The organism is Alkaliphilus metalliredigens QYMF (assembly GCF_000016985.1).
GTDB lineage: Bacteria > Bacillota > Clostridia > Peptostreptococcales > Natronincolaceae > Alkaliphilus_A > Alkaliphilus_A metalliredigens.
On sequence record NC_009633.1, the window covers coordinates 3,810,520 to 3,829,035 of the forward strand.

The 18,516-nt window shown below is 37.0% G+C and carries 19 protein-coding genes; 5 read left to right on the forward strand and 14 right to left on the reverse strand.

What is annotated here, in order from left to right; translation table 11 throughout:
• Positions 1–79: 79 nt before the first annotated feature.
• Positions 80–2,206: a sensor histidine kinase gene (locus AMET_RS18240; RefSeq protein WP_157047292.1), complete on the reverse strand. Its 2,127-nt coding sequence runs from the start codon at positions 2,204–2,206 to the stop codon at positions 80–82.
• Positions 2,172–2,870: a response regulator transcription factor gene (locus AMET_RS18245; protein WP_012064792.1), complete on the reverse strand. Its 699-nt coding sequence runs from the start codon at positions 2,868–2,870 to the stop codon at positions 2,172–2,174. The genes AMET_RS18240 and AMET_RS18245 overlap by 35 nt, the downstream gene beginning before the upstream one ends.
• Positions 2,871–3,144: 274 nt before the next feature.
• On the opposite strand from AMET_RS18245, the gene AMET_RS18250 reads away from it, so the two are divergent.
• Positions 3,145–3,915 (forward strand): NRDE family protein, encoded by a 771-nt coding sequence (locus AMET_RS18250; RefSeq protein WP_012064793.1) that lies wholly within the window; start codon positions 3,145–3,147, stop codon positions 3,913–3,915.
• On the opposite strand, the gene AMET_RS24515 is transcribed toward AMET_RS18250, so the two are convergent.
• The 7 genes from AMET_RS24515 to AMET_RS25935 form a co-directional block, all read right to left on the reverse strand.
• Positions 3,916–5,391: a stalk domain-containing protein gene (locus AMET_RS24515; RefSeq protein WP_012064794.1), complete on the reverse strand. Its 1,476-nt coding sequence runs from the start codon at positions 5,389–5,391 to the stop codon at positions 3,916–3,918.
• 29 nt (positions 5,392–5,420) lie between these two features.
• The gene (locus tag AMET_RS18260; protein WP_012064795.1) at positions 5,421–6,026 is read right to left on the reverse strand and encodes a response regulator transcription factor; all 606 of its coding nucleotides are present in this window, start codon (positions 6,024–6,026) and stop codon (positions 5,421–5,423) included.
• Between the two features lie 4 nt (positions 6,027–6,030).
• Positions 6,031–7,128 (reverse strand): sensor histidine kinase, encoded by a 1,098-nt coding sequence (locus AMET_RS18265; protein ID WP_012064796.1) that lies wholly within the window; start codon positions 7,126–7,128, stop codon positions 6,031–6,033.
• Positions 7,129–7,289: 161 nt separating this feature from the next.
• Entirely contained in the window at positions 7,290–7,976 is a 687-nt protein-coding gene (locus AMET_RS18270) for an ABC transporter permease (RefSeq protein ID WP_012064797.1), read from the reverse strand.
• Complete coding sequence (locus AMET_RS18275) at positions 7,973–8,707, reverse strand: ABC transporter permease (protein WP_012064798.1); 735 nt, start codon at positions 8,705–8,707, stop codon at positions 7,973–7,975. The genes AMET_RS18270 and AMET_RS18275 overlap by 4 nt, the downstream gene beginning before the upstream one ends.
• Entirely contained in the window at positions 8,704–9,654 is a 951-nt protein-coding gene (locus tag AMET_RS18280; protein ID WP_012064799.1) for an ABC transporter ATP-binding protein, read from the reverse strand. Before AMET_RS18280 ends, AMET_RS18275 begins: the two co-directional genes overlap by 4 nt.
• Before the next feature lie 36 nt (positions 9,655–9,690).
• Entirely contained in the window at positions 9,691–9,846 is a 156-nt protein-coding gene (locus tag AMET_RS25935) for a hypothetical protein (protein WP_157047293.1), read from the reverse strand.
• A gap of 54 nt (positions 9,847–9,900) precedes the next feature.
• On the opposite strand from AMET_RS25935, the gene AMET_RS18285 reads away from it, so the two are divergent.
• Positions 9,901–10,374: a C-GCAxxG-C-C family protein gene (locus tag AMET_RS18285; RefSeq protein WP_012064800.1), complete on the forward strand. Its 474-nt coding sequence runs from the start codon at positions 9,901–9,903 to the stop codon at positions 10,372–10,374.
• A gap of 73 nt (positions 10,375–10,447) precedes the next feature.
• The gene (locus AMET_RS18290; RefSeq protein WP_012064801.1) at positions 10,448–11,410 is read left to right on the forward strand and encodes a TDT family transporter; all 963 of its coding nucleotides are present in this window, start codon (positions 10,448–10,450) and stop codon (positions 11,408–11,410) included.
• Between the two features lie 131 nt (positions 11,411–11,541).
• On the opposite strand, the gene AMET_RS18295 is transcribed toward AMET_RS18290, so the two are convergent.
• Positions 11,542–12,243 carry a Crp/Fnr family transcriptional regulator gene (locus tag AMET_RS18295; protein WP_012064802.1) on the reverse strand — a complete coding sequence of 234 codons (702 nt, stop codon included), beginning with the start codon at positions 12,241–12,243 and terminating at the stop codon, positions 11,542–11,544.
• 382 nt (positions 12,244–12,625) lie between these two features.
• On the reverse strand, positions 12,626–13,849 hold the full coding sequence (locus AMET_RS18300) for an FprA family A-type flavoprotein (RefSeq protein ID WP_012064803.1): 1,224 nt from the start codon (positions 13,847–13,849) through the stop codon (positions 12,626–12,628).
• Positions 13,850–14,022: 173 nt separating this feature from the next.
• On the opposite strand from AMET_RS18300, the gene AMET_RS18305 reads away from it, so the two are divergent.
• Positions 14,023–14,229 carry a DUF1657 domain-containing protein gene (locus tag AMET_RS18305; RefSeq protein ID WP_041721045.1) on the forward strand — a complete coding sequence of 69 codons (207 nt, stop codon included), beginning with the start codon at positions 14,023–14,025 and terminating at the stop codon, positions 14,227–14,229.
• 11 nt (positions 14,230–14,240) lie between these two features.
• Positions 14,241–15,554 (forward strand): voltage-gated chloride channel family protein, encoded by a 1,314-nt coding sequence (locus AMET_RS18310; protein ID WP_012064805.1) that lies wholly within the window; start codon positions 14,241–14,243, stop codon positions 15,552–15,554.
• 53 nt (positions 15,555–15,607) lie between these two features.
• On the opposite strand, the gene AMET_RS18315 is transcribed toward AMET_RS18310, so the two are convergent.
• From AMET_RS18315 to AMET_RS18325, 3 genes are all read right to left on the reverse strand, one after another.
• Positions 15,608–16,318, reverse strand: coding sequence for a YetF domain-containing protein (locus tag AMET_RS18315; protein ID WP_012064806.1), 711 nt, complete (start codon positions 16,316–16,318; stop codon positions 15,608–15,610).
• A 208-nt stretch (positions 16,319–16,526) separates the two neighbouring features.
• Positions 16,527–17,804: a TRAP transporter large permease gene (locus AMET_RS18320; protein ID WP_012064807.1), complete on the reverse strand. Its 1,278-nt coding sequence runs from the start codon at positions 17,802–17,804 to the stop codon at positions 16,527–16,529.
• A 15-nt stretch (positions 17,805–17,819) separates the two neighbouring features.
• A complete protein-coding gene (locus tag AMET_RS18325; RefSeq protein ID WP_012064808.1) occupies positions 17,820–18,458 on the reverse strand; it encodes a TRAP transporter small permease in 639 nt (212 codons plus the stop codon).
• Positions 18,459–18,516 lie beyond the last annotated feature (58 nt).

Sequence of the window (18,516 nt, forward strand, 5' to 3'; positions counted from 1 at the left end):
CCTATATCATCATTTCACATTTCTATTTAGTTAGCTTTGTTATTATGCTCTACATGCCACATAATAACAAAGCTGGATTTTACGATTCTACTGCCTTTGGAAATATCACAATCAGCTTAAATAAATCTCCATCTATAATGATTTTCAGCGTTCCCCTCTGAAGCTCTATGAAGCTCTTGGCTATGGAAAGTCCAAGTCCTGAACCCTCTGTACTCCTCGCTTGATCACCTCTTGTAAATCGCTCTGTGATCTCAGTTGCATCAAAGTTCATTTCATAGGCAGAAATATTTTTGAATATAAAACTTACTTCTTTTTCATTTTCAATAATGTCTATATATACCCTTGAGTTTTGTAGTGCATATTTAAAAATATTGCCCATGATGTTTTCAAATATACGATAGGTTCTTTTACCATCTAATTCACAAATGACCTTGTCCTCTGGTGTATTTATTTTCATTTGAAGTGTACTGTCATTTATTTTTTCTTCTAACTCTCCTAAGGTTTGTCTGAATAGAGCAATGACATCTATCTTTTCTAAATGAAGTTCAACATTGCCACTGGTGGCTTTGCTAGCTTCAAATAAATCCTCTATTAACACTTTTAATCTTTGTGACTTTTTATCCAGTATGTCAATATACCCTTTTTGAATCTCTGGGTCTATCTCTTCACCTTTCAATAAATCAACATAGGTAATAATGGATGTAAGGGGTGTTTTAAGATCATGTGACACATTTGATATTAACTCCGACTTCATTCTTTGACTTTTTATTTCTTTATCTACAGCCAACTGAAATCCCTTATTAATATTGTTTAAGTTTTTAGCCATAGGACTTAATACTCCCATATCTTCATCTAGACTGATTTCAAAATTGCCCTCAGCAACTTGAGCACTGGCATCATTTAAGTCCTTTGCCTTATCAAATACTCTTAGTAAATACTTAAATATAAATAAACTGTAGACTATTGCTAAAATGAACCCCCAGAATCTACCTGAACCTAAGATTACGATTGCCAATAGGTTTACGCCTACTAATCCGACTAACCTTCTATAGTTGTCTTGTCTTAAATCTATTTGTATTAACCCTTTAATTGCAGATCTTACTCTTCTAATACAATATAAAAGTATTTTTCCAAAAAAACTATTGTCAATTAAGCCCTTCTTAAATCCTGTATGATAAATATATTTTAGGTATACAGTACTTAAATAAATAAGAAGGTATAGTATGGATGTTAGAATGATCCCAACTAGATAAAAGTAAGGGTCTACATCATATATAAAATTCCCAATGTCATAGCCATAATGGTTATAGCTATTAATCATAGACCCTATCCCAGCACATAATAATACAAATGCTCCCCAAACAATAAACTTTAATTCTAAAAACATTTTATTAAACATTTTACTAATGGCCATTTTGCTTTGTGCTGAGTAAGGAACTGCAAAACCCCCTATTATTAAAATCAAAATACCGACTGCTCCTATTGCTACAATTAACATTGCATAATTTGGAAAGATAATTTGATTCTTCATGCTAAAAGTAAAAACATCATTGTGTTTTTCGAAATCTTGTGGAACGATATATAGCATTTCTAGATTAGTGTATTGTTCTATACTTTCCTCATTAGAGTAAGTCAATCTATTTATGAAAATATCCTTATTGAACTTGCTCCCTAAAGAAGTTTCTATCTCTGGGTTTCCATTTTCATCAAACTTAGCTCGCATATAAAACAGACTATCTTTGATTTCCTTTTGCAGCGCACTTTCTGTCGTATCTGACATATTACTTAAGAATGTTCGTTCCACTGTATCTTCTTCCATTATATTCTCTGTACTGTCTACTCCATCAATCGAAGCTAAACCTTCACTTTCCAGATGATTTACTCTATATTTAACACTTTCTACACTTACATACCTATCGTCATATCCATCGTCATATCCATCATTAGTTTCATTTACAGATTGCTGTAGATTTCTTGTTAAACGTGATAGGTTATATACAAAATCATTACTTTCTAAATAAGCTTTTGTATTCTCTTCTACAGGATAAAAGCTATTTCTTATAGGTAGATAACTCACTACTGAAGCCACTGCAAATATGAATATGAGAAGCACCGTAACCAGAGAGGAAGCTAAAAAGCTTCTTTTATCCTTTTTATCATGTGAATCTTCGTTATAATCGTTTTGGTTGTTCAAATTTGTATCCAACTCCCCACACCACCTTTAAATATTTTGGTTCTCCTGGATTAATCTCAATTTTTTCACGAATCCTTCTAATATGAACTGTGACTGTATCTGGATTGTAGGCTGGTTCATTCCAAACTTTTTCATATATTTCTTCTATAGAAAACACTCTGTTTGGGTGATTCATCAACAGATAAAGAATCTTGTATTCCAGCGGCGTAATTCTGACTGCTTCGCCATCTACAAATACCGCCTTGCTCTCATCCCTTAACTCAATGCCACCTATTTTGATGACGTCCTCTTTTGTGGTCGTCACATTTGAATAGCTTGTATATCTTCTAAGACTTGAATTTACCCTAGCTAATAACTCCATGGGATTAAATGGCTTGGTAATATAATCATCAGCCCCTACATTGAGTCCCCATATTTTATCTACATCCTCTGACTTGGCAGAGAGAATGATAATAGGTACTGTGCTATTCTCTCTAATTTTAATGGTGGCACTGGTGCCATCAAGCCTTGGCATCATGACATCCATCAAAACCAGATGAATTTCTTCTTTTTCAAAAATTTCCAGTGCCTCTGCTCCATCATAGGCCTTAAACACATTATAATTTTGATTTCTTAAATAAACCTCTATGGCATCTGTTATTTCTCTTTCGTCATCCACAACAAGTACATTATACATATGCAACCATCACCCCTAAACTGTTTCGAGATATCTCATATAGCTATCATAGCATATACTTTTTAAGATTATACTACTATAATTCTTTCGAATTTCTTAAGAATAATGGGAAAACACCTTATAAGATCACACTTCATTTTGATGAAGTGCTCCTCATTCAAAAGGACAGTCCATCTTATAAATAATAGAATCATATTGAGTTATACCTTTTTAGTTAGTATAATCATTATATGTATATCCATTAAATTTCAATCTGTAAAGGAAGGTGGTAACCATGTGTATATTATTTTTCGCATATAAAGTTCACCCTAAATACGACTTTATTTTCCTCGGAAATAGAGATGAGTTCACAAATAGACCTACCCTTAATTCTCACTTCTGGGATACTTATCCTAATATATTAGCTGGCATTGATTTAGAAAAGGGCGGTACATGGGCAGGTGTAACCAAAGAGGGACGAGTTGCTTTTTTAACTAATTATCGCGACCCTTCGCTTCCCAGTACCGCACCTCTTTCAAGGGGCTTTCTTACCCGTGATTTCTTAATCCAAGGAGGATCCCCCTTGTCATATTTAGAAAATATTCAGACTAATCAAAGCAAATATAATGGATTTAATTTAATTGTAGGTACGCTAAATGATTTATGGTTTTATTCCAACATTGAAAATGAAATTCGTCCTATTAAACCTGGACTTTATGGTCTGAGTAATGCGTTGTTGAATACGCCTTGGTTTAAAGTAGACAGAGGTAAAAAAAGATTGGCAGCTCTTTTGGACACAGACTTTACCGTAGAACAACTCTTTGACATATTAGATGATACGGAAGTGCCTCCCGATGGGAAACTCCCCAAGACAGGTGTTCCTCTGGAAATGGAACGCCTACTGTCCACAATTCATATTGATTCACCTGCTTACGGAACACGTTCTAAAACAGTGATTCTGATGACGAATAAAGGGGAATTGCAGTTTTATGAAAAAGCTTTAGAGCCCAAAGGAAATTGGGCTCTGGCTACTTATCAATTTAATGTTCATATGGAGCATCCATAACTACTTACTCCATATATAAACGACTCTATTTTGAGCATCCCAATCCACTCTAGCGCCTAAACTCTCTGCTACAAATCTTGTTGGTATATATGTTCTTCCATTAATAATCGAAGCAGCAACATCTAAGTCCATTTTTTCTTCATTGACAAAGGTATATGATTTTCCTATGGGTAGTCGGATGATTATGTTATCTTTCATTCCGATAGCGACTCTTTCTTTCTCATCCCACTCTATTTCAGCATCAAGTGCATTGAAAATAGCTCTAAATGGAATCATTGTCCGACCATCGATAATCATTGGCAAATCCTCTGTTTCAAGATATTTCCCATCAATTTGTACCCTTACTGCTGGCTCAGCTATTGCTACCTGCTTATTCTTCTTTGTGATGACAATGGCATTGCTTAATAACCTTCCTGGTGCATGTACCATTCGGTCCTTATATATAAGGCCTGATGAAGCTCCTCCATCCAAGTTTATTGCCTGATAAAGTCCTAACTCCTTAGCAATTTCTGCCAGCTCTTTAACTGACACAGAAGGTACTGTGCCCATTACTAATTTATTCTCTTTTGTCACTCCAATAAAACTTCTTTGCCCTCTATTTGTCAAAATTTCATCTTCAAAAAAACCTTCCGATAGACCATTGGCAGTAATGACACCATTTTTTATTAATGTGGGTCCAGCTCCAATAGCACTGGTTACTTCTTTCCACGAAGAAATTAAATCCCGTCCAGCACTAGCGTTTTCATTTTGAAAGTTGATCTCACTAAAGTGAATATCATAATCTACTGCATCACCTATTTTAAACCTATTTACTAGACTTGGAACTCCTGTCACAATGACATATCCATCGGTAGGTATAGCGGTTTTCCCCACTGTTATACGACTTACCTTCCCCGCCTTCACCACAATTGTAGTAAAAGAATGCTGGTGGGTTTCTTTTCCGAATTCTGGAGTGAAAATGGTAACCGCATCGGCAGTTTCAAAGGGATGATTGATATTCCAAGCATACCAACTTCCCGATTCATTGATACTGCCACTGATAGCAATATATAAGTTTTCTATTTTTACTTCGTTTGTTTGTGTAAATCCAATAACAGAACCTGTATTACCTATATGTATCACCTTTCCATCTTTTTGTATCGTCCCCCAGGGCAAAGGATTGTTGTCATATGCACTAAAAAAAGTCCCATTGATTGCTGCTAGCACTTCTTGTTCCTCGGTTTTAAATTGATTTGATATATTCTGAAGACTATCAGCTGTACCAATTTGATTTTTAGAAATGGCAGCCTGAATATCAACACTTGAATCATTTAAATCTATGGTAATATAAGAAACATTTCTACTTCCTCCTGAAAAACTAACCCCACGTGTATTGAGGACAGCTGTATCATTGGCGTAAACAGTACTGATTGATGTCAAGATTAGAATAAGTGTCATCAAAATTGTTAATGTGTTTGTCTTTAGTTTTGTTATCATCTCTTTGTCTCCTTTTTGTTGTGTTATATTTATATTCTTCTCCAATAATATATTGCCAATTGTGTCCGATCCCTCACTTGCAATTTCTCTAATATAATCGAAAGGGTATTCCGTACTGTTCCTTCACTTATATATAATTGTTCTGCTATTTCCCGATTTGAAAGACCTTGTACCACTAACTCTACTATATCTCTTTCCCTTGGTGTTAATTCTTCAAATCCTTTTCTTTGGGGCTGCATCAATCGTTTAAGAACATCAGCATCCAATACTGAAGTACCAGAAAATAAAACACGTAGTTGCTGTGCCATACTAGAAACCTCAGTTGACTTAATCAAATATCCTTCCGCCCCTGCTGAGATGGCAAGACGGATATTTTGTTCATCCTGAAATGTGGTCAACATCATTATTCGAATCTGTGGCCACTCCTTTTTAATCTCTCTTGTCGCCTGTATGCCATCCATCACAGGCATTTGTATGTCCATTAATACCACATCTGGTAATATATCCCTACAGCAAGTAATGGCCTCAGCACCATTATTGGCTGTAGCCATTACATCCATATCCTGTTCACGAGAAAGAAGTACTTGAAGACTTTGACATACCAATTGATCATCGTCTACAATTAGGATTTTCATGTTGTCACAACTCCTTTTCCATGGGTAACACACAAACCAAACGAAACCCATCGGTTGCATCGGTGGATACACTTCCCCCTACAGTCCGAGCCCGCTGTCTCAGATTCCGTAGACCCATTCCGATTCCAGTCCCAGGACTATTTACGCCATCATCATGTACAGATAATCTTACAATATGGGGATTAATATCTAAGGATACCTCTACTTTTGTGGCCTTTGTATGTCGTAGCACATTGGTTAAAGCTTCTTTTAAGCAAGGTTCAAGAATACTCCATAAATAAGCCGATACTCTTGATGTATCTCCATAAACCTTTAAATTTACAGGACAAGCAGTAAACCCACTACATATCTCTTCTAACCTGTCAATTCCAATTGCCTTTATTGGCTTCATATTGTGTACTGTTTCTCTCAAGTGATGGGCACTGTTGGAGAGTCGTTTTTTTGCTTGGAGAAACATGTCTTCAGCCAATGGATCTTCTTCCTTCCACAATTGTTCAAATGCCTGTACCGCTAATACAGCAGCAGTCAACTCATGCCCCACATCATCATGTAGCTCCTGGGCAATTCGATTGCGCTCAGATAGTTGTGCCATACGTGACACCTGCACATTAGCCAAAAGGAGTTCTCCCTTAAGGCTTTCCAGTTCATAACGATCACGACGTTCACGGTCAGCTTCTTGGCGATATACGTTAGTTTCTTGGGACCAACCACGGATCGTCCATCCTGAAAATCCAGCTTGTATGAGGGCACCAGCCAGGGGGATTGATGTTTCAGAAAAAAACAGGCTCCCAATCAGTCCAGGTAAAATATACCAAGGCTGTCCCATAAGCATTCCTTCAAAGGTTGGCATGACCAATCCAAAGGCTGCGTATGGCCACAATGGTAACATGATCAAGCATGCTCCTTGATCAATTATTACTGTCCATCCAGGCAAAGCAAATCGCCAACGTGCCAATGCCATCATAGTTAAAAACAGCAGAAGGACTACTCCCACCTCACTGTTCTGACCTCTTAGCCACAACAGACAAAGCAAAAGTAATCCAAGTATACGCCAAATAATTGTACTGGTTCGGGGAGTTCGTGCTTCCCATTCATTTATCATAGCTATAGGCACCTTCTTGTAAAACCATCCATTTCATCTAAAATTAGTATAACATCTATCCCTATCTTAAACAAATAGCCTCAGGCTGGCTTAGTGTGTGATTTTAGCAATACACTTAAATATATACAATACGTAACTAATCCACCAATGTGAAAGTATAATCACCCAATCCTTCTTCTACTACCCAATAATAAGAATGCGATGCTGAACATCAACATCATCCCTAATGGTAGAGCTAAATCAACTATTGTAGCTCCAAATGCCACAAGTATCATGCCTTCGGCGAACCAATAGGTCGGTAGTAGCATTGCCAGTCGCTGGAAGAAGATTGGCATGATTTGAATAGGAAACATGATTCCTCCCAATAGGGTCATTAACATAATTACACCAGCCAAAATACTAATGGCTGCTTCCTTATTGCGAAATAATGAATACCAAGCTAAAGAAAATCCAAGAGCAGTCATAGTAAAGAATGCGTAAATGATAAATAATAAAATTGGGGAAATTAATCCTTCACCATGTACAAATACACCGACAAGCACCACCACAAGATTTACTATGATCATGATGGTTGAATAAGCCAGTAGGTTTTGCCATAAATATTGGAAGTGAGTGACTGGTGCCACCCCAATCCGCAGCAGTATCTTATTTGTTCGATCTTCCATAATAATACTTGCTAGCCTAGTCGCAATAAACAATTGTAATATGCCATAATATTGAAAGCCCAAGGGTATAGGAAGCCATTCTGCAACAGGTAGAAATACAGAAGCTATGGGCAATATCAATAAAAACAAAATATTGGATCTGCTACGGAAATAACGTTTGAAGACAAAGTTGAATATGGTCATGCCAGCTTCCTCCTTCCAATAAGCGTAGCTACAATTGCCATTACCACTGAAGCTACAAGCAATATAACAATACTTAGAGCTCCTCGATTCATGCTTTCTCCTGCCATGAATGCATACACAGCATTTTCCCCCAGCGAAAGGGGATTACCATAGGTGGACATGAAATGTAAAACACCACTATCTGGCATAGGAAACCACACTCCTGCTAGAGCCATGGATACCAGGCCATAGGCTGTCCCTATTCTCTCTGCATTTTTATAATTCTTGACTCCCAATACTAGGTTTAAGAACACAAGCTGGGATAGAATGGAGAGAGCTAATAATACCACCAATACGAATCCTATATTTCCCCAATCCACACCATAAAACCATTGGGTAAACAACACCATGGTAAATCCCTGTAATGCACTGAACGCAATACACGTCAAAAGAATTGAAAAGGCATGTTGATGTGCTTGATATGGTAGCGAGTACATTCGCCATTTTTTAGAAGAAATCAAGTCTTCTCTAATAAATTCCATTGTATAAAATCCCCCATAAAGCTGGAATCCAAGAATCATTGTCACCGCAATTGTATTGATAACTGGTACACCCAGTTGTTCATCCATTGCATTTCCCGCTACCATCCCCAGCACTGTAATTAAGGCTAAAGGGGTCACCAATAGTATGATTAGCGCAAGATATCCCCTAAGCATTCTTCGAAGCATAAAATAGCTAGATCTCAAAATCATATTGATTCCTCCCCTCCATCTCTTAATCGTTTTCCAGTCAGGGTTAAAAATACATCTTCAAGTGTAGGTTTTTCTGTATTCACTGAATTTACGCCTCCAGCTTCCCTTGCCACAGTAAGCACCCTATCTAAGTTTCCTGTTCCTACAGAGGAAATAATTTGTATTTCTTTACCACTCTGCGTCACATGCTTTACGCCATCGATTCTGCGTAGCTTAGCTAAAAGTGCTTCTGTAGGCTCTACTACCTCTAGATTAATCTTTTCTTCATGCTGAATTTTCTTAACAAGCTCCTCCATGGTTCCTTGAGCAATCACATGCCCTTGATCCATAATGATAACACGGGAAGCAATCGCTTGTACCTCCTCCATATAATGGGTCGTATAAAGAATGGTTGTGCCTTGCTTATTTAGTTCTCGCACAGTTTCAAGAATATGATTACGTGATTGGGGATCAATACCCACTGTGGGCTCATCCATAATTAAAAACTTAGGTCTATGGACAAGTGCACAGGCAATATTCAAACGTCTTTTCATACCACCAGAAAATTTAGAAGGTAGCTTCTTAGCATGTTCCGTCAACCCTACAAATTCAAGGGTTTCATCAACCCGCCTTTCTAATACTTCCCCCCTCAGACCATAAATCCCACCAAAAAACTCAAGATTTTCCCGGGCTGTTAGATCTTCAAATACAGCAATATCCTGGGTAACCAGCCCAATATGGCCCTTGATTTCAAGCATATGTTTTTTCTGAGATTTTTCAAATACCTGAATTTCCCCAGAATCAATCCCGATTAGACCTGCTAATGAATGAATCAATGTAGTTTTTCCTGCTCCATTTGGCCCCAAAAGACCTAGAATCTCTCCTTCTCCAATATCAAGATCAACATGATCTAAGGCTAGTTGAGTGCCATATCTTTTCACTATATTTTTCATATTTGCGATTGCCATAAAAACCCCTCCTGTACTATGGTTATCTTTATATTATTATCTTATCAGGCAAGCCACATGCTGAATAGTTACAAATGTAATGATTTTAATCTCCACTATTTCATATCCTACAATTTTATATGTATTGATATTTTCTATACTGTTTGTTCTTCTCATTGTTTTTTTCTCTTTGAACTTCTCCTTGATTTCCATTACACTTCTATATAGACATGTTATTTTTATATCAACTTTAGGAGGTTTTTTTATATGGAAAAAAATGAAATTATTGAATCAGTTCGAAAAGAAGCAGAAGGTTATTTTGACCGAGGAGAGTTCTTTTGCTCTGAAGCTGTTGTTCATACCGTTAATGCGTTACTTGGCTCTCCCTTTTCAGAGGATGTGGCAAAGCTAGCGTCTGCTTTTCCCATTGGTTTAGGTAAATCTGGATGTCTTTGCGGCGCTGTCAGTGGTGGATCTATGGCATTGGGTATGGCCTATGGTCGAAAGCACGGTGAACCCATGAATGAAAAGATGTTTCCTACTTCTGCAGCTTTACATGATCACATTAAAGATCTTTATAAAAGTACCTGTTGTCGTGTTCTGGTCAAGGACTATGAGTTCACCAGTCCTGAGAGAAAGGCTCACTGTGTACAAATCACTGGTGAAGTCGCTGCATGGATTGCAGAAAAGTTATTGGAAGATCCTGATGTGGCAAAGACAATTAAAGCATCAAGAAAGTAAATTCTACTTTTCTTGCTTTAAAAGAGCTTCTTTTTTTAATCATCGTATATATCAATAGACAATGGAGGCGTAAATGATGCGTGCACTACTAAAAAAAATCCCCATTCCCATGGCTGGTTTAATGCTGGCTTTAGCCGCAACAGGTAATCTGATGCTTTCCTATGGCAGCAACTACAGAAATTTTTTCGGATTTGTATCTGGAATTTTATTAATTTTGCTTACAGTTAAAGTGCTTTCTATTCCCAAATCATTGAGAGAAGGCTTTGAAAATCCTGTCATCGCCAGTGTGATGCCTACATTTTCAATGGGATTAATGCTTTTGTCTACCTATATTCTACCTTATGCTCCCTCAAGTGCTTACGGGATCTGGTTACTTGGTTTGATCATTCATATTTTCTTAATCATTTACTTTACAAAAAAATATATTTTGAACTTCAATATCAAGAAGGTTTTCCCAAGCTACTTTATTGTCTATGTCGGCATCGTTGCTGGAAGTGTCACAGCACCTGCCTTTGGTTTAAGTCATTGGGGTCAATACATCTTCTGGTTTGGTCTTGTAACATACTTAATTTTACTTCCCTTTGTATTGTACAGAGTACTACATATAAAGGAGATTCCAGAACCTGCTATTCCAACGATTACAATCTTTGCTGCTCCTGCTAGTCTGTGCTTAGCAGGATATCTAAATTCTTTTCCAGAAAAAAGCATGGTAATGGTTGGCTTTTTAGGATTTTTATCCTTAGTGATGTTTATTTCAGTGATGATCCATATTCCTAAAATGCTAAAATCAAAATTTTATCCCAGCTATTCAGCTTTTACTTTTCCCTTTGTGATCACTGCTATTGCAACGAAGGGTACCAATGCATTTTTACTAAGTGCTGGCATAAGCATACCCTCCTTGGTCTATCTAGTGAAGTTTCTAGAGTTATGGTCGGTCGGTATTGTTCTTTATGTATTAGCAAGATACATCTTTTTTCTGACTCCAAGGTCTGAAGTTGAAACGTCTGCTATAAAAAAACAACCACAATCAAATTAAATAAAACAAAACAGGTCTTTACGTATCAGGTAAGACCTGTTTTTTCATATTCTTATTTTAATATTGCATCACCCTCATTGGGGTTCATTCAACACACAATTAAGTAATCACTCCAAATACAACTGGATTCCTTATATATAGTCCTCTAGTTTTTCTTCATCAATGATAATCATTTTTTTGATACCAATCAGCTTGATGACTCCTTCATCCTGAAATTTCTTTAGTTTTCTACTCATGGTTTCTCGAGCAATCCCTGTGTAGTTAGACATTTCTTCTCTTGTCAATGTTAACAGGATTTCAGTTCCTTCAGGGACTACTTTCCCATACTTCTCTTTTAAATCTAATAGTAAATAAGCAATTCGTGCTTCCACATCATTCGATGCTAGATTTTGTGCTAAGCTTTCTACCCTAGCCAATCGTTCTCCCACTACTTCTAATATTTTCATTCCTATTTCAGGCTTAGATAAAATAATACCCTTCATCTTTTCCTTCGTTAATGTACAAAGCTTAGTAGGCATAATGGCTTCTGCATTAAAACCATAACTTCCCGTCTGAAAAAGATTGAGTTCACCAAAAAAATCACCTTCAGATAATATGTGGAGAATTTGTTCCTTGCCATCCTTGGTAAATTTGTATATTTTAATCTTACCTTCATTAACAAGATATAAGGTCTTTGCCTCGATCCCTTCAAGAAAAATTGTTTCCCCTTTAGTGTAATTTCGATGTCCAGTCATCTTAATGATATCAACCAGCTCTTCATGATCTAGATTAGAGAATATTGGTACTTTGCTTGCGCATAATTTATCTTCACACCTCTGGCAACATGCTTTCATATTTCAGGCCCCTTTACAAACAATATTTTATCTTCGATGTATTGCAAATACTCCCTGTGAATTAAATCTCCTTTATCAAAATTATGGTTTCTCATAGGGTAAAGCTTTATTTATTATACCCTGTTATTGATTATTAAAGCAATTAGGCATCGGAAAGAAAATAACTGGTCAAAGATGATGAATATATTTTGTGTTAGATAAGACGGCAGGTTCTGCCAACGCAGTATGACGCAAAATATACCATCATACTGACTGGTTATTTTCTTGGAGATGCCTTAGCCCTTCTTTGAACGCAATTTAAGGAGACTTGTCTATTTAGCAAGTCCCCTTATTCACTGACTCAATAATCTATTATTAATCTGTTCTTATCCTACTTCTCTACCTATCCAACCAATAAATCTCCTATAATTTCAATAGATCTATATAGTTTCCTCTGCTCATCTTCATTGGGATTAAACTTCACTCGAAGGGGAACCTGCACATCATCCATACCAGTTACTTTGATAATATATGAGCTATCAATTACCTTCATACCGTTCTCCTTCAGATAGTCATTTATCACCTCTACTGCTTCGCCGCTCCACCCATAGGAACCAAAAGCAACTCCTAATTTAGAGGATAAGTCCATGTTCTTCATTTCTTTTAATATTATTTCTAGCTTACCAACCATATCGGCATATCTTGTGGAGCTTCCAAAGAAGATCATGTCAGATTCTCTGACGACTTCTAAAACAGACTCTACATCTGCCTTGTCTACATTGATAATTCTTGTTTCAATATGCTTTTTCTCTAGTCCTTCTGCAATGATCTTAGCAACCTTTGTGGTATTACCAGTCATTGTACTAAATAGAATAGCTGCTTTTTTATCTTTTTTTGGTTTACTCATCTCATCGTATGCATGGATGTACTGAGCCACATTTTCTCTTAAAACATAACCATGAGAAGGAGCAATCATTTGAATATCTAGTTGGCTGATTTTTTTAAGCATATCCTGTACATAGGGTCTATGAGGATGCATGATGAGTTGGTAGTAGACATTGAAATCCTCTGTTATGTCTTCCTTTGCTAAATCATCAAACAATTCATGGTTAGCAATATGGGTACTAAATTGGTCACATGGATATAATATTTTATCTTCCATACAGTAGGTAACCATGGTCTCTTCTGTGTGTAAAAATGGTGTTTCAAAGAACTGTAATGTCTTGCCTCCAATATCTAGTTTCATACCATCATGGATAATAATATATTCTCTATTATGGAGTTTGAACATATTTTTTAATTCCTCTGCACCTAGGGCTGTGGTCACAATCTTGGCATTTTTAGCCTTACTCAACAAAGCTGGTAATCCACCAGCATGATCTGGCTCCACGTGATTGATGACAACATATTCTAATTTTGATATATCTGTAAAACGACTTAAGTTTTCTACAAATACCCTTCCAAATTCAATATCAACGGTATCAATTAGTGTTGGTTTCTCTGTATCCAAGAAGTAGGAGTTATAGGTTGTCCCCTTTTCTAAAATTAATCTATGAAATGGCACCTTTCTATCATCAACATATCCCACCCAATAAGTATCTTTCCCTATTTCAAAGTTCTTTTTCATATCTATCTCCTCCTCATTTTTCATAACTTGTTTATTAATTAATTTCATTATAGAGGAATTCTAGAGGCCTTACTGTGACTCCAGTCAAACCTTAAAATAAAGATTTATATTTAAATCTAATTTTAAAATCTAACTTGGTTAAACTAACTTTATCTAAAAGTGAGGTGAATTTCATGACAGTCCAAAGTGATTTAGAAAAAGCCATCGCATATTGTGAAGCCACTAAGGGAACCTATGCTTTAATGTCTCATTCAACAGAGGACCAACAAGCTAAAGAAATGTTTAATATGATGAAGTCTGATTTGGAAAAACACATTCAATTCCTAAACAGCCGTCTGGAATACCTAAGCATTAACAACCCATTAAATCAAAACAACTAAGAGGTGATCCAATGGAGCGTATTAAAAACAAGTTTTGGGGCCCCACTGTAAGGGATAGACATCTTACTTTTATCACAACCCTTGGCAAGTGGGTCCTATGGGGAAGTATTATTGGTATACTAGTTGGCACAACATCAGCCCTACTAATCAATTTAAATGACTTCCTAACTGATGTACGAGAAGCAAATCACTTTTCTTTGTTTTTCCTCCCCCTAGGTGGTATCGTGATCGGATACATTTATATGTATTACGGCAAGGGGTCTCGCAAAGGAAATGATCTCATTATAGAACATGTCCATCACGGACAAGGAAAAATTCCCCTCAGGATGGGTCCCATCGTATTTGTTTGTACATTTATAACACACCTATTAGGAGGCTCTACAGGAAGAGAGGGTGCAGCAATACAAATGGGGGCGAGTATCTCTGAAGGAGTCAATCGTTTTTTTAATGTCGCAGAAATCGATCGGAGAATTTTGATTATCAGTGGCATCAGCGGTGGATTTGGCTCTGCCTTTGGCGCTCCTTTAGCAGGCACAATTTTCGGAATGGAAGCCATCGTCATCGGGAAAACAAAATACGAAGCATTCATTCCCTGCTTCGTTGCTAGTTTTATAGGTCATTTTGTTGCTACTGCTTGGGGAATCCACCATGACGAGTTTATAATACAGAATATTCCTGATATCAATACAGTTAATCTCATGAAAGTGATTATCCTGTCAATTATTTTTGGATTTACCAGTGTTCTCTATAGCCAGTTGAGACATGAGATAAAAAGGCTTTCTGATAAGTATTTAAAAAATCTTATGTTAAGGGCTTTTGTTGGAGGCATAATAATTATTACATTGACCTATCTCATAGGCTCTAGGGACTACCTTGGTCGTGGTTTACCAATGGTGGAACGGGCTTTTACAGGTGATGTCCCCCCCTTTGCCTTTCTAGCTAAAATTATATTTACTGCCATTACAATGGGAACTGGTTTTCGTGGTGGAGAGGTAATTCCCCTCTTCTTTATTGGATCAACCCTGGGCAACACCCTCTCACCCATAATGGCTTTACCTGCGTCATTCCTTGCTGCCCTAGGTATGATTGCTATTTTAAGCGGTGCAGCCAATACACCTATTTCTGCCTTTATATTTAGTGTTGAGATGTTCAAGGGAGAAGGAATCACTTTCTTTTTTATGGCCTGCCTCATTAGTTTTATATTTTCTGGTCATCACGGGATCTATGGAGCTCAAAAAATATATGATCCCAAAAGTAGAATGTTAAACCTCGTCCCTGGAGAAACCATTAACGCCATTGAAGATAATAAAAAAGTTCAGCCTTGAAGCTGAACTTTTTCCCGATTTACCACCCAAATCATTATCCCTTATGGCATTTACTAAATCATATAATCATTTGAAATATTGTTAGGCTCCATCACTTTAGATATGTATAACTTTCCTTCTGTATTGATATCTACATAAAATACTTCATTAAAGTGATTGATGTTATTATTTTTCAATTGAGCCTTTAGCCACATTTTATCTAGGTTAAGCTTTTTAAGATTCCTCTCATAGACCTTGCCCTCTACAATAAGTGGAACTGACAACCCTTTATAATGACTCTGTATTTCCATATCATTGGGCGTAAGAGGTTGGTAGTGCGACTTTTTCAATACACTTATATTCCCACTATCTTCAACAATTGCAAATTCAACCTCATTAATATCAAAAATCCCTTTTTCCCTTAAAAACATTAACACATTCTCTATTGTATATCTTAATCTTTTCATATTTGAATTAATAAACTGGCCATTCTGAATAATAACAGTAGGTCCAAATGAAACCTTACTTCCAAATTTTCTATATTTAATCGTCCCATAGCTCATCAAATATTGAATACCAATAAGCAGTACTACAGCATATGCTGTTGGTAATTGTGGAATTTCGGGATCAGCAATATCTGCACCTACCACATTTCCTAGTATAATTATGGTTAAAAAATCAAATACCGGTAGCTCACCGATTTTTCTTCGCCCAGTTATTAATACCAGGATTAATAATAGTCCCATTACCGAAACAATTCTAAAAGTTAATTGTAAGTAATCCATCGACCCATGCCCCTTTGCTAGATTTTCGTTGCTCTCTGACTTCGTCTTTACTCTATTCTTAAAACTCCCTTAAATGATGTCTTACTCTATTATTCCAAAATAACCAAATGAAATTCATTACCTCATACGATATAAATACGCAACAAAAAAGCATCCACCCTATGGATAGATGCCCTCATTTACTTCTTGTATATTTAAACCATTGGCTCTACAATGCTGCCATATTTGGCAAGAACAATGCAATTTGTGGGAAGGTCACCAATAGTGCTGTTGCTAATAAAAGAATCAGTATAAAGGGTGGCGTGTGCCCTATAATTTCAAGGTAGGGTCGCCTGAAAATCAATTGAGCTGTAAAAATATCACAACCAAAAGGTGGTGTTGCGGATCCAATGGCACATTGTAAAGTCACTAATACACCAAGAAGAATGGGGTCAACCCCTGTTTGGATCACATAGGGTGCAAAAATTGGACTTAATACATAGATAGCGACGATAGGGTCCACAAACATACAAGCCACGAAATAGGCTGCTATCACAATCAAGACCACATAAATTCGCGAGGGATCTTCACCAAAAAGGCGTGGCAGGTAAGTCTGGGGAATCCTCAAAAAGCTTAATAACCAGGATAAAACATTTCCTGCACCGACTAAAATAAATACCACACCAGTTACAACACCAGTTTGTAAGAAGTGATCAACCATACTCTTAAATGAGAGCGTACGATACACCAATCCTTCTAGTAAAATGGCATAGGCTACCGATATTGCAGCTGCCTCTGTTGGACTAAAATATCCACCGTAAATTCCTCCGATAATAATGATTGGAAATCCCAATACCAAGAAAGCGCCTTTCACTGCGTCCACTCGTTCAGGCCAACTGGCTTTTTCTGCACTTCCAATATTATTTCGTTTGGAATACCAGTAACAATATATAGAAAACATTAAAAATATTAAAATTCCAGGTCCAATCCCCGCTAAAAAAAGTTTGCCTACAGAAGTGCCTGTGACAACTCCATAAACAATAAAACCAATGCTAGGCGGGATTAAAAAGGCAATATCACTGGAATTTATAATGAGCCCTAGGGTAAATGAACTAGGATATCCAGCTTCTAGTAGCATGGGTCTCATGGTTCCTCCAATTGCCGCCACTGTGGCTTGGGTTGATCCAGAAACAGCTCCAAAAAGGGTGCAACTGGCATTGGTGGTAATGGCAAGCCCACCTGGAATATGTCCTAAAAAGCTTTTAACCATACGAATCAAACGAGGAGCCGCTTGTCCTGCTGTAATGATGTTGGCTGCTAACATAAACATAGGAACAGCCACTAATGCAGGTGGAACAACGCCAGTCACGACTTGCTGAACCACCACATGCATGTTGAAAAATGGCATGTTCATATTAATGTATAGGAGCAACGAACCCAATAAAACAACCATGAAGGGAAACCCGAACAGCAATTTGCTAAACATAGTAATTGTCATTAAAAGCATATTTTCACCTCTCTTTTACTCTTTGTCTTGACCTTCTATTGCATGCTCTTCATTGAATAATAGCTCATCGGCTAGTTCTTTATTTTTGTCTGCTAAATTCTGCAGCTCTTCTACTTCATATTCTCCCTGCTGTTCTGGGGAAAGCCAAACATCTGGCTCCTTAATATTCTTGATAATGGTTCGTATATACTGAAGTCCAGCTGAAAAAAAACCAATAGGTACCATTACTAAAAATATCCAATAAGGTAGTCGCAAAGCCGGTGTTCGTTGATTGGTGTTCATGATTACCTCCACATATTGGTATGCATAAAGGGCCATCAAAAACATAACAAAGGCACTGACAGCGCAAATAATAATAATCATCACTTTCTGGATTTTGGGATTCATTGCATCAAAAATGGCTCCCATTCTAATATGTCGTGCCTTTCGGACAGCATAGCTGACACCAGCAAAAGTAATTGCGATTACCAGAAACTCCGATATTTCTGGAACAAAGTAAATACTCTTAAAAAAGGTTCGTGCAATTACATTTACAATCAAGAGACTGGCAAGTGCAAACATTCCAAAACTTAAAACACCCACTTCAAACCACTCGATGAGCTTGCCACTCTTTTTAACCAAGGAGAAGGCTTTACTTTCTAGGATTTTTTCCATATCTACTCTCCTTTCAGAAATTCCTGCGGTGTAAAAAATTACACCGCAGGAAATTTTT